Raw genomic sequence first — 13,412 nt, 5'->3', positions numbered from 1 at the left:
CGGGGAAATGTTAGCGCATTTCCCCGGTGTTCTTAACGGAGGGTGTTCTTCATAGGCAAAATCTTTTTTTAGTAGTAAAATTAGTTTTATTGCTTCATTTTCTTCTAAGTACAATTTTTTGTTTTGAAAAAGTCCCGTCCGGCAATTTCGTTCGCGCCATTGCATTATATTTTACCGGTGTTGCCACGGTCATCAGATCTAGAATCTGAAAAAGAGGTTCATCTTCAAACGTAACGGTGTAAGTATAATCTTTTATGTCATCCTCTACTTCAATATCCACATTAAACATACGTCCCAATTTTTCTGCGACATCTGCAATTGCAGTTTCATCAAAAATCAACTTGCCATCTTTCCAGGCAATATATTTTTCCACACTGCCTTTAGAGCTTAACATTATTCCCGTTTTGACGTTGTAACTGACATGCTGCCCGGGAATCATGCATCCAATTACTTTGGAACTCTGTTCTGAACCATTTCTTTCCAAAACCACTTTCCCATTAACCAACGTCGTTTCTATTGCATTGCTATCGGAGTAGACTGATACATTAAAAGCAGTTCCCAAGGCTTTTACGTTTAGCTCTCCCGCCTTCACAATAAAGGGTTTCTCCGGATTGTGCGCCACATCAAAATATCCTTCGCCGTCCAGCACTACCTCCCGGGTATTACCGGTAAATGTTTGAGGATACTTCAACCGGCTACCGTAATTTAAATGCACCACTGAGCCGTCTGACAACTGCACTACTGCTCGCGAGCCGATTGGGGCAATAATTTCCAGCGAATCAACAGAAAGAAATGCACTGGCCGACTGAGATGCACCGGCTCGTATCTCAGCAATTTCCGAAAGGGTGTAAAACAAAAAGGCCATTACCGGCAACAACAAAATGGCCGCAGCCCTGGTTAACCAGGAAACAAGCATCTGCTTCCGGCCTTTTTGCTTTTGCCGCTTAATATTTTCCACAGCTATTTTTTTCTGAATTTTATCGAAAACAGAACCGAATTTTTCGTCGTCTTCAATATTTCGTTCTTCCCGATATGTATTCCAGTCGGACAAAACCCAGCCTTTGCTTTCAGCGCTAAAAACCTCTGTATTAGCCCACCTGATGACTTCCTGTAACTCTTCTTCGGTGCACCGGTTGTTTAAAAATCGTATTAGTTTATCTTTTGTCATTTTTGCTTCAATAAATGCCTCCCGAAAACAAAGGGAGGCATAAATGGGTCGAACTAAACTATAAAATAACTTCCTCTTTTTGCTGTTTCCTTAAGGTAATACGCGCAACCGGCATTCAGGGAGTAGGCAAAGTCCATTTTTTTTACGAAAGAAACAAATAGGCAAATAACAAACTGTACATCAAACTACTATCCATCCGTGATTTCAGAAACGCAAGGGAATTGGCCACGTGCTTTTTTACGGTAAGAGCAGAGATGTTGAGTTTCTTGGCAATTTCTTCGTGTGTTAATCCTTCGTCGCGACTTAACAAAAAAATCTCTTTTTGGCGGGGGGTCAGTTCATTCAACAGTGACTGTACCTGTCCGTTAAGTTCATTAAACTGAACTTCGTCGTTCAAGTCTGGAGAGGCTCCTGCTTGTTGCAACATTTTTAAATGCTCCAGGTATTTTTTCTCAGTTGCTCTTTTTCGGAACAAACTGATTGTTGTATTATAAGCGATAGTAAACAAAAATGATTCGAAGGAAGAATAGACATCGATCTTGTTTCGTGCTTCCCAAATTTTAACGAAAACTTCCTGAACTATCTCCTCAGCATCTGCCTCCTGTTTTATATACCTTAAAACAAAACCGTACAATCGCCTGCTGTAACGTTCATAAAGCTGATAAAACGCCACCATATCATCTTCACGGATTAGCAGGAGTAGTTCTTTATTAGTTTTGGCGACCTTCAAAGTAATTCGTTTGAGTAAGCGGCAAAATTAGTACTTTTTTGTTTCAGGTAAAAGTATAGATTTTTGGAGCCCCATCACAAACTCCCCTGAAAGTTTTTTGAGTATTCCCTCCAGAATTGATTTTATATGCACCTCTTTTACCTATAAATTAAGCAGTTCAAAAAAAAATATTATTTTAAACAGAATCAAAAATAAACTGCGGGCGCACACGAAAAATTCGTTGAGCCCCCGTTTTTCGTCACAATCTTCTACTAAAAGAAATCATTAAAGTCGGATGGAGTATTCTTCTCTTCTTCCCCCTCACAATCAAGATTAATGTTGAAACTGTCAGGCCGCTTGAATTGCATATCTTCTGTGTACCCCAACGACGGGTCGGCCAATACTTTTTTGTAAAAATATCCCCAGATAGGCAATGCCATATTCGCACCCTGCCCCGAGGAGATGGTTCTGAAATGAATACTGCGCAAATCAGCTCCGGTCCAAACGCCTGCGCTTAAGCGTGGAGTTACCCCGATGAACCAGCCGTCTGAATGGTTCTGGGTTGTTCCGGTTTTACCTGCAATGGGCATGGTAAACTTTCCGTAACCATCCCGGAAACGGAGTCTTATCCCCGTTCCCCGGTCAATTACTCCCTGCAAAAGATTCACCATCAGGTAAGCAGTCTGCTCGTCAAACGCCTCATGACGCTCGGGCTGGAATGTGGCAATCACATTTCCGTACCGGTCTTCTATACGCGAAACAAAATATGGTTTCACAAACACACCCTGATTAACATAGGTATTAAAGGCGCCCACCATTTCGTACAGCGTGATATCAGAAGTGCCCAAAAACATGGAAGGCACCGGATCAATTGGGCTGTAAATACCCATTCGTTTCATCACCTCAACCACTGCCTGCGGGGTAAACTGCTTCATTACCCAGGCCGAAATTTTATTTCTGGAATTAGCCAGCCCCCATTTCAGAGTCACCAGTTTTCCGTCATTTTCATCATCCTTATCCGAATCTTTAGGCTCCCAAATGGTTCCGTCGGGCATCTGAAACTGTTGGCTAACATACGGAACTTTCGTACAAGGCGTTAATCCGTTTTGCATGGCCAGCGTGTAAAGAAACGGTTTTACGGTAGAACCGACCTGCCGTTTCCCGCCTTTCACCATATCGTACATAAAATATTTATAATTTGGGCCACCAACATAGGCTTTCACTTTCCCCGAATGCGTTTCCATGGCCATAAACGATGACCGGAAATAACGCAGGTACCATTTAATAGAGTCCTTCGGCGACATGATGGTATCAATTTCACCTTTCCAAGAGAAGATGGTCATGTCCACCGGTTCGTTAAAATTCTCTTTTATCTCTTTAAAACTTTTTCCCTGGTTGTGCAGAACCCTGTATCGTTCGCTTCGTCGAATCTCACGATTAAGCAGGCTTTCCACTTCGTCTGCCGTCATGTTGTTGGCAAACGGCGGATTCTTCAAATATTTCATTCCTCCGTCAAATTCAGGCTGAAGATTTTTCCCCAAATGGTATTCAACCGATTCCACGGCATATTGTTGCATTCTAGAATCGATGGTTGTAAAAATGCGAAGGCCATCGTTATACAAATCGTAATTTTTACCGTCAGGTTTGGTGTTTTTGTTGCACCAGCCGTAAAGCGGATTGTTTTCCCACTCTACTGAATCCTCTTTGAAAGTCTGCATTTGCCACGATGCATAATTCTTCCTGTCGGGCTTTCTCGCGGTTAGTGCCAGCCTAAGGTACTCTCTGAAATAAGGAGCCGGGCCGCTTTTGTAATCCACCTTTTGAAAGTTCAAATCCAGAGGCAGTTGTTTTACCGAATCTCTTTCTGCCTTTGTGATGTACCCGTATTTTGCCATCTGGTTCAGTACAACATTACGGCGCGTTATCACCATTTCGGGACGCCTGACCGGATTGTACAAAGACGAGTTTTTTGCCATTCCCACAAGCATAGCTGACTGATGCAACTGAAGCGAATCGGGCGGTACACTGAAATAAACCTGGGCGGCCGACTTTATACCAACTGCCAGATTCAGGAAGTCATACTTATTCAAATACATCAGCAGAATTTCTTCCTTGGTGTAACTCCGCTCTAGTTTAACGGCAATCACCCACTCTTTAAACTTGCGCAACACAAGTTCCATGGGGCCCGACAAATCTTCCCTGGGAAAAAGCATTTTGGCCAGCTGCTGACTAATCGTACTTCCTCCTCCGGAACTGGTATCGCCGGTAACAATTCCTTTGAAAACACGAACCAACCCCCGAAGATCGATCCCCGAGTGCTTAAAAAAACGCACATCTTCTGTGGCTATCAACGCTTCGATTAAATGTGGCGGAAGGTTTTCGTAATTAACAAATGTGCGGTTTTCATGAATAAAATATTTATCCAGAATTTTTCCGTCCTCCGAAAAAATTTCAGAAGCAAGTATATTGGGCGGGTTCTCCAGCTCTTCAAATGTGGGCATAAAACCAAGGTTTCCTTTGGCAATCATTACAAACAACAATGCCACACTGGCAATGCCGAGAGCAAACAATACCCAAAACCCGATAATGTATTTTTTCCAGCTTTTCTTCTCTTCTTTGGCCATGAAAATCATGATTTATTAATGCGACAAAGATATATGTTTCCGCGGTGGAAGCAATTAATTTAACGTTGCCTGAGGGTACAATATTTTATTATAAATAAAATAATTACATCATTTTCAATAAAATAGATTTAAAATAAGCGAATTAAATTTTGAACTTAGCGTTTCATTTTCTTTAATTTGCAGAAATTTTTAAAAAAGGAATTGGAACATATGCAGGAAAACCTTGTAATAGTTGAGTCACCGGCAAAAGCAAAAACCATCGAAAATTTTTTGGGAAAAGGATACACGGTAACCTCATGTATGGGGCACATCCGCGATTTGCAGAAGAAAGATTTTGGGATTGATTTGGAGAAAAAATACCAACCTAAATATGTAATATCCCCCGACAAGAAAAAGATTGTAGCTGAATTAAAGAAACTTGCGAAAGGTGCTCAGACCGTATGGCTAGCATCCGATGAGGACCGCGAAGGAGAAGCCATTGCATGGCATTTAAAGGAAGTACTGAAACTCGACCCGGAGAGAACAAAACGGATTGTTTTTCATGAAATTACCAAAGAAGCCATCCAGCGTGCCATTGAAAACCCGCGCACTATTGACGAAAACCTGGTAAATGCACAACAGGCACGAAGAGTGCTCGACCGAATTGTAGGATTCCAGGTGTCGCCGGTGCTGTGGAAAAAAGTAAAACCCGCCCTCTCGGCCGGAAGGGTCCAGTCTGTTGCAGTGCGACTGATTGTTGAACGCGAAAGGGAAATCATCAACTTTAAAAGCGAGACATGGTACCGCGTAAACGGAATCTTTCTGGCAAAGGATGAAAACGGAAACCCTGCCGAATTAAAAGCTGAACTTAGCAAACGTTTTCCGACAAAAGAAGAAGCCTACGCTTTTCTCGAAAAATGCCAGTCAGCAGAATTTACAATTGCCAATGTAACAAAAAAGCCGGCTAAGCGTTCGCCCGCCCAGCCGTTTACCACTTCTACCCTGCAACAGGAGGCAAGCCGAAAACTGAGTTTTTCAGTTTCGCAAACCATGGCAGTTGCCCAGCGCTTGTACGAAGCCGGTAAAATCACCTACATGCGTACCGACTCGGTAAACCTTTCCAACCTCGCTATTAATACGGCGAAACAGAAAATTACGGAGTTGCATGGCGAAGAATATGTTAAAGTAAGAAGATACCATACCAAATCGAAAGGCGCACAGGAAGCGCACGAAGCCATTCGTCCGACCTATATGGAAAACGAAACCGTTGGAGGCTCGGCACAGGAACAACGACTGTACGAATTGATTTGGAAACGAACCATGGCCTCACAAATGGCAGATGCCAAACTGGAACGCACCAACGTTACTATTTCGGTATCAACAGCACCCGAGGTTTTCACAGCAACCGGCGAAGTAATTGTTTTCGACGGATTTCTGAAAGTTTACATGGAATCGACCGATGACGAAAACGGACATGGACACGGGCACGGAAACGGAGGGCAGGATATTATTCCTCCACTCAAAGCGAATGATGTACTCAGCATGTCTTCGGTGGTTGCCACCCAACGCTTCTCTCAACGCCCGCCGCGTTTTACAGAAGCATCGCTGGTAAAAAAACTGGAAGAGCTTGGTATTGGAAGGCCGTCTACTTATGCACCAACCATTACTACCATTCAGAACCGTAATTATGTTGAAAAAGAAGATCGCCCGGGAGTTGAAAGGAAATTCGACATTATTACCTTAAAAAACGGGAACATTTCTGAAGCAACAAATACAGAAATCACCGGCGCTGAAAAATCGAAACTTTTCCCGACCGACATCGGCATGGTGGTTAACGATTTTCTGGTAGAAAATTTCGAGCAAATCATGGATTTCAACTTTACAGCCAACGTCGAAAAAGAATTTGACGACATTGCTGAAGGACAAAAAGTTTGGAATGAGATGATCGACAAATTCTATAAGCCTTTCCACGGCCAGGTAGAAGATGTACTTAAAAACTCCGAACGCTCCAAAGGAGAACGGATTTTAGGAACAGACCCGAAAACAGGAAAACAGGTTTCAGTAAAAATCGGACGGTTCGGACCGGTAGCCCAACTGGGTGAAGCATCGACCGAAGAAGATAGCGAAAAACCACAGTTTGCAAGTTTGCGCACCGGCCAGCATCTCGAAACCATTACGCTGGAAGAAACGCTTGATCTGTTCAAACTGCCGCGCGACCTTGGAGAATACGAGAATAAAAAAGTAACGGTAAGCATCGGCCGGTTTGGCCCCTACATAAGGCACGACAACAAATTTGTTTCGTTGGGAAAAGAAAATGACCCGTTTACCGTAGAACTGGATAAAGCCGTTGAACTGATTGAGGCAAAACGCGAAAAAGACAGGAAAGCCGTAATCAAAGTATTTGATGAAGAACCGGAACTGCGGGTTCTAAACGGAAGATGGGGACCATACATCTCCTTTCAGAAAAAGAATTACAAAATTCCAAAAAAAGTAAATGCGGAAGAGCTTACGTTGGAAGATTGCAGAAAAATTATTGAGGAGGCGCCTGAACCCAAGGGCAGAAGAACAAGAAAAAAGAAATAAGCAGGAGTAAAGGCAGATGATTCACCATTTGCCTTTATTTTTGCAGAAACTTTATTTCGCTTGAAACGCGTTTGGCAAAAATACGCCAGCAGTCAGATTAGAAATTGAGTTGCAAGAGTTCCCGTAATCAATAAACAACGTTAAACGAATGAAATTGCACGACTATTTCGAACCGGTTGATTTTTCACGATATGCAGCCACAGGCCCGCTGGGCAAATTTGCGTTGGGGCCGGCAATAGAAAAAAGCAATGCAAAATATGCGCAGTTAAACCCTGCCGGACTCGATGTTGCCATTATAGGAGTGCCGGTTGAAAACGGAGAGCGCAAAAGAAATGCTGCCACCGACAGCATCAGGAGCGCATTGTATCAACTGGCGGCTTTAAACAAAAACCTGAAAATCGCCGATTTCGGAAACCTGAAATCTGCCAAAAGCCCCAAAGGAACAATGCTGGCACTGAGGGATGTTATTGATTATCTCAGAGAGTTAAATGTTGCCACAGTCGTTTTGGGCGGCAGCCAGGATTTAACCACAGGCATTTGTGATGCTTTTATTAATGATCGTTTTTTTTCATTGGCTACTGTTGATTCCACATTCGACATAAAAAAAGGAGTTGAACCGTTCAATTCGACCAACTACCTGACCCGCATTTTTAAGCGACTTCCCAACCTGTTTCATTTCAGCCTCATCGGGTACCAGACCCATCTGGCTGGCGAAAAGCTGATTGGTCAGGCTAAAAATTTTGGAGAATATGTTCGGCTCGGGCAGCTACGCGACGATTTTTCTTATGCCGAATTACTGCTCAGAAATTCAAACGTGTTATCGTTTGATGTGGGTGCAATAAAATATTCCGAAGCACCGTCAACAACTCAGAAAAATCCCAACGGTCTGTATGGTGCCGAAGCCTGTCAACTGGCCAGGTACGCAGGGCTGAGCACAAACTTAAATGCATTTGGGCTGTTCAATGTCATCAAAGATAAAAGCACCGAAAGCGAAATAACCACCAAACTTGCAGCAGAAATCGTCTGGTATTTTCTCGAAGGAATTTCAGGAAGAAAAACACCCAGCGAGCGCACTGTTTACAAAGTGGAAATTGAAGGGTTGGAGTACCCCATCGTTTTCAGGCACGAACAAGAGACCGATCGCTGGTGGTTTGAAGTGCGATCCATCTCGGGCGAAAAGCTCGAAATTGCCTGCACCGAATACGACTACAGAGAGGCTGCAGAGAACGAAATACCCGGCAGGTGGCTCGCATTCATTCAAAAAATGGATAGTTTATCAAAATAATACAAAAATGACAGCGTTCTTTGCATACCAGGATACCAGAAGTTTGTTACAAACAACAATTTTTTATTTCTTTATCCTGCGTTGAAAAATTTATTTACGCCGCATCCAAAAAGGAGTATGAAAAAAATTTTTTCTTTTTTATATTTGCTGTTAATAATAAAATTGGTGGCTTGGGGCCAGATAGATCCACAGTTTACAAACAACATGCATTATAAGTTGGGGGTAAATCCGGGATATGCCGGTGCTGAAAATGCCATAAATGGACTAATATTGAACCGTTATCAATGGGAAGGAATGCCAGGTGCTCCTAAAACACTTGTTTTTAGTGCTGATGCAGCAATCAATACTTTTGGTGCCCCTGGAGGGGTTGGACTAAATTTCGTTAGAGATCAGTTGGGTTTTGCAAAAAACATATTGATAAATGCCAATTATGCCTACAGGGCCGATCTCGGCTTTGGAAAACTGGGTATTGGGGTGTCTTTTGGAGTTTACAGCCAGAGTATAAACGGCGAGTGGAAAATTCCTGAGGACAGTTATGGTATTTACACACCTCCCAACTCCGATACGGGAATTCCGCAGGGAGAATCCAGCCAGGCAGTGTTCGATGTCGGCAGCGGATTATATCTCTCATCCAACAGATATTACCTGGGAGTATCGGTAACACATATTAACCAGGCAACCATTGAATACGACGAAACCGCCCGTTCCTATTTAACGAGGCACTATTATTTGTCGGGTGGATACAATATAAAACTTAGCGATCCGTTATTTGAGTTGCGCCCGTCGTTTTTATTTAAAACCGATGCAGCCTCGTGGCAGTTGGATATGAATGCAAATATTGTATACGACGACAGGTTTTGGGGTGGGTTGTCTTACAGAGTTGACGATGCAGTTGCCCTTTTAATGGGGTTGGAACTGGCCAATGGATTAAAAGTAGGGTACTCTTTTGATTTGGTCACTTCAGCCATTGGTTATTACGGATTTGCGTCGCACGAAATATTTATAGGTTATTCTATTAATTTGGAACGAAACCGTAACCAGAAATATAAAAGTATTCGATTTTTATAAAGAAAGCCATATATTTGAGCTATGAAAAAACTTCTTTTAATTGCAGTTGTACTCTTGTCTCTGTTCAGTTTTACCGGCTGTAACCCATCGGGTAACGGCGAACTGATTGGAGTACAAGGAAGGCCGAAATGGCGCGAAACACAACCTTACGGAATGGTATACGTTCAAAGGGGAAGTTTCAATATTGGTCCAAGCGATCAGGATCCTGCAATGGCAGGCATTCCAACCAAAACAGTATCGCAGGAAGCTTTTTGGATGGACGACACAGAAATTACCAACAACGAATACCGCCAGTTTGTGAGCTGGGTTAAAGACTCCACCGCCCGCAGGCTACTCGGCGACCAGTATCCTGAATTCCTGATTACAGAAGACAGTAACGGAACCCCAATTGATCCGCCACGCATTAACTGGCGAGAAAAAATTGACTGGGGCGATCCCGATTATCAAATGGCAATGGAAGATCTTTTCATTCCTGAAAACGAACGTTTTTTCGGGAAGAAGGAAATTGACACCCGTAAATTGGTTTACGAATACTGGTGGATTGACCTCCAACAGGCTGCAAAACGCTCAAACAGCTACAATTTTCAGACTCAACGTTACGAAGGAAATGTGTACGACAGTCAGGGGGGGCTCAAACCCATTGAAAACAGGTCGGCATTCATCATGAATGACCAGGTGCACGTTTATCCCGATACGCTTACTTGGATCAGGGACTTTACCTATTCTTACAACGAACCCTGGGCAACCCGTTACTTCTGGCACCCCGGATTCGACGAATACCCGGTTGTGGGTGTGACCTGGAAACAGGCGCTTGCATTTTGTAACTGGCGCACAAAAATTCAGTCGGACTACCTCACTACAAAGAAACAACCTACGCTCCAGGCATATCGCCTTCCTACCGAAGTAGAATGGGAATATGCAGCACGGGGTGGAAAAGACTTTTCAATGTATCCGTGGGGCGGTTACTATTCCCGCGATGAAGACGGTGTTTTCCTGGCCAACTTTAAACCACTGCGTGGAAATTATGTTGAAGACGGAGGTATTTCAACAATGAAAGTTGGTAGCTACGAACCGAACGAATATGGAATATACGATATGTCGGGCAACGTCGCAGAATGGACTGAAACAGCATACGACGAAGCCGGGTACAGTTACTTTAGCGATCTGAACCCTACTTTTACATATAACGCCCGTCCGGACGATCCTCCTGTAATGAAACGAAAAGTTGTACGGGGCGGCTCATGGAAAGACATTGCATACTTCACCCAGGTTTCTACCCGAAGCTTTGAATACCAGGACTCCACCAAATCATTTCTCGGATTTAGGTGTGTCCGGTCAACTTTTGGTGAAGAATTTAAATAGAATGAGTTACAAATCATTTACCTGAATAAAATGAATATCGGAGAGATTTTTAAAACAAAACGATGGAAAACATTCATGGGTTATGTATATGGATGGGGTGCGTCAATTGTAATGATAGGAGCACTGTTTAAACTCCAGCACTGGCAGTATTCAGGTCTTCTCCTCACCATTGGTTTGATGACCGAGGCATTCATTTTCTTTTTGTCGGCATTTGAGCCGCCTCTTGAAATGCCTGAATGGGCAAAAGTTTATCCGGAGTTACGTGACGATTACGAAATGATGGAACTGGAGGAATACAATAAAAAAGGAAAAGGTGGTTTCGATCAGCTGCTCGCTTCAAGCGATGTGTCTCCAGAATTACTTTCCAAAGTAGGTAAAAGCCTTAACGATTTAACAACGGCGGCACGCGAAATCAGTGATATTTCAACAGCTACTCTGGCTACCGATATGTACGTGAAAAACCTGAGTTCGGCATCCGAATCCATGCATTCATTTGCAGAGATTAACAAAAAAGCAAACGAAACGGTAAATGCATCTGTAGATAAATTGGTTCACTCCTACTCGTTTGCATCGCAACAATTGAGTGAAACAGGCAAAACAGCTATTGAAAAATTACACAGCAGCAGCGAAGAATTTTCAGTGAAGCTCTCGGAAACCGGAAAAAAATTATCGGAAACCGTTGACGGCGCTTCAAGTTCATTTACGTCTGACTTGAAAAACATTGGGGATAACTCAAAAGTCTATTCACAAAACCTCGAGAAACTGAATAATAATATTAATGCGCTCAACGAAAATTTTGAGAACCAGCTTCAGGGGACAAAATCGCAGTTTGAAGCGAGCCAAAAATTCAGCAAAGACATTTCACAAATGAATGAAATACTGGCCTCTTCAGTTTCTGAATTGCAGAAATACAAAGAAAACGCTGAACAGTTAAACAAACATTTGGAAGCACTTAACACCATCTATGGAAATATGTTGGGTGCGCTGAGTTACAAAAAGTAGTAATTTGAAGTAACTAGATTATGGGTGCAAAAAATTGTCCGGAAACACCGAGGCAAAAAATGATAAACATGATGTACATTGTACTCACCGCGATGTTAGCATTAAACGTTGCGGCAGAGGTACTCGAAGCATTTAAGGTGGTTGATATCAGCCTGCTTCAGACCCTTGAGACAGTGGACATGAAAAATGCCCAGGTTTACGCCCGGTTTGAACAGGCATTTGCCGAAAACGAAACCCGGGTGAAAGAATGGAAAGAGAAAGCGGACATTGTAAAAGAAAAAACTGACAGCTTAATTTTATTCATCGGCGCAATAAAAAAGGAGATGGCTATCAAATCCGGAGCCACTCAGGTCACCGAAGCACAGCCTCTTGCGTCCAACGATTTTTTTCTTGCCACAGCCGATGGAGATACCCTGAAAATATCAAAGGCTGACGATTTAAATGTGCCGTCTGAGTTTATGATTACCCAGAAAAAAGCTACCGAATTAAAAGAAAGAGTTGAAGAATACCGTGCTACGCTCATTTCACTCATCGATGATTCTGACGAAGAATTGAGAAACACAATTATGAGTGCACTGCACACTTCAGATCCAAAAGCAAACATTAAAGAAGGCGGTGAAAGCAAATCATGGGAGACAGAGCGTTTCCTTGACAAACCGCTGGTAGCAGTGCTCACACTTCTTTCTAAAATACAAATTGATGTAAAAAACTCAGAAGCCAACCTCATCAATTACCTGTACTCACAAATTGATGCAGGCTCGTTTTTGTTCAACAAACTTGGCGCACGAGTAATTCCAAACTCAAGCATGATTTTGCAGGGCGACGAGTATGTGGCTGAAGTATTTCTGGCAGCAGAAGATACTACCCAGCAACCCGAAATTCTGATAAATGGCAGATCTGTTCCGGTTCACGACGGGAAAGCAACTTACCGGATTAAAACATCGGAACCCGGCGTTTTTAGCTGGAGTGGCCTGATAAAATATAAAACTCCGGCCGGCATTATTAAAAACTATTCGTTTAAACAGGAATACCAGGTTACCCAGCCGAGTGTAACCATGTCGGCAACTCGCATGAACGTTTTTTACCGGGGATTGAATAACCCATTTGACGTTAGCGGCGGCGGAATACCTCGCGAGAACCTTGAGGTTACCATGACCAACGGTACTGTTTCCAGAAGTGGCGATGCATTTATTATTAAGCCAAACGAACTGGATGAACCGGGAAGAAGAACAACCGTATCTGTTCATGCAAACATCGGAGGTGAAAGGCGATTGCTCGGAACTTCCAACTGGCGTGTAAAACGAGTTCCCGATCCGGTGGCTCATGTTGCCGGCCAGGCAGGAGGTACCATTCGCAAAGAGCGCCTTTTGGTAGAAGACGGCGTTTTGGCGGTTCTCGAAGATTTTGACTTCGATTTTAAATACACCGTTACCCAGTTCAGGGTTGAAATTTCGTCTGCCGGCGGTTATGTCAACTTCTTTGAAAGTAACTCAAACCGTTTTACTCCGGAACAAAAAGACCAGTTCAGAAGGCTCAACCCTAACAGTTTAATTTATATTGCAAATATTAAAGCAGTTGGCGACGATGGCACAACACGAGACATCGCCCCGATATCGTTTAAAATACAGTAGA

At 43.1% G+C, this 13,412-nt stretch carries 9 protein-coding genes; 6 read left to right on the top strand and 3 right to left on the bottom strand.

Translation table 11 applies throughout. The features are described 5' to 3' along the window. Positions 1 to 94 precede the first annotated feature (94 nt). From BUB08_RS18505 to BUB08_RS18495, 3 genes are all read right to left on the bottom strand, one after another. Positions 95 to 1,168, bottom strand: coding sequence for a FecR family protein (locus BUB08_RS18505; RefSeq protein ID WP_073003403.1), 1,074 nt, complete (start codon positions 1,166 to 1,168; stop codon positions 95 to 97). A 142-nt stretch (positions 1,169 to 1,310) separates the two neighbouring features. Continuing rightward, positions 1,311 to 1,898, bottom strand: a complete 588-nt coding sequence (locus BUB08_RS18500; protein ID WP_083570865.1) for an RNA polymerase sigma factor — start codon at positions 1,896 to 1,898, stop codon at positions 1,311 to 1,313. A 251-nt stretch (positions 1,899 to 2,149) separates the two neighbouring features. Next, entirely contained in the window at positions 2,150 to 4,501 is a 2,352-nt protein-coding gene (locus BUB08_RS18495; protein WP_073003421.1) for a penicillin-binding protein 1A, read from the bottom strand. Between the two features lie 210 nt (positions 4,502 to 4,711). Between BUB08_RS18495 and topA the strand changes: the two genes are divergently transcribed. The 6 genes from topA to porM all read left to right on the top strand — a co-directional run bounded on the left by topA (position 4,712) and on the right by porM (position 13,411). Next, entirely contained in the window at positions 4,712 to 7,063 is a 2,352-nt protein-coding gene (topA, locus tag BUB08_RS18490; RefSeq protein ID WP_073003420.1) for a type I DNA topoisomerase, read from the top strand. A 148-nt stretch (positions 7,064 to 7,211) separates the two neighbouring features. Next, entirely contained in the window at positions 7,212 to 8,348 is a 1,137-nt protein-coding gene (locus BUB08_RS18485; RefSeq protein WP_073003401.1) for an arginase family protein, read from the top strand. Positions 8,349 to 8,465: 117 nt separating this feature from the next. Further along, positions 8,466 to 9,416: a PorP/SprF family type IX secretion system membrane protein gene (locus tag BUB08_RS18480; RefSeq protein WP_073003400.1), complete on the top strand. Its 951-nt coding sequence runs from the start codon at positions 8,466 to 8,468 to the stop codon at positions 9,414 to 9,416. Positions 9,417 to 9,437: 21 nt separating this feature from the next. Further along, entirely contained in the window at positions 9,438 to 10,778 is a 1,341-nt protein-coding gene (gene porK / locus BUB08_RS18475) for a T9SS ring complex lipoprotein PorK/GldK (protein ID WP_073003399.1), read from the top strand. Positions 10,779 to 10,808: 30 nt separating this feature from the next. Next, entirely contained in the window at positions 10,809 to 11,780 is a 972-nt protein-coding gene (porL, locus tag BUB08_RS18470; RefSeq protein ID WP_073003398.1) for a type IX secretion system motor protein PorL/GldL, read from the top strand. 20 nt (positions 11,781 to 11,800) lie between these two features. Further along, positions 11,801 to 13,411, top strand: coding sequence for a type IX secretion system motor protein PorM/GldM (porM, locus tag BUB08_RS18465; protein ID WP_073003397.1), 1,611 nt, complete (start codon positions 11,801 to 11,803; stop codon positions 13,409 to 13,411). Position 13,412: the final 1 nt, after the last annotated feature.

Origin of the sequence: Mariniphaga anaerophila, from assembly GCF_900129025.1 — a bacterium.
Taxonomy (GTDB): Bacteria; Bacteroidota; Bacteroidia; order Bacteroidales; family Prolixibacteraceae; genus Mariniphaga; species Mariniphaga anaerophila.
Note: the sequence above shows the minus strand (reverse complement) of the source record. Positions and strands in the feature narration are given on the sequence as shown.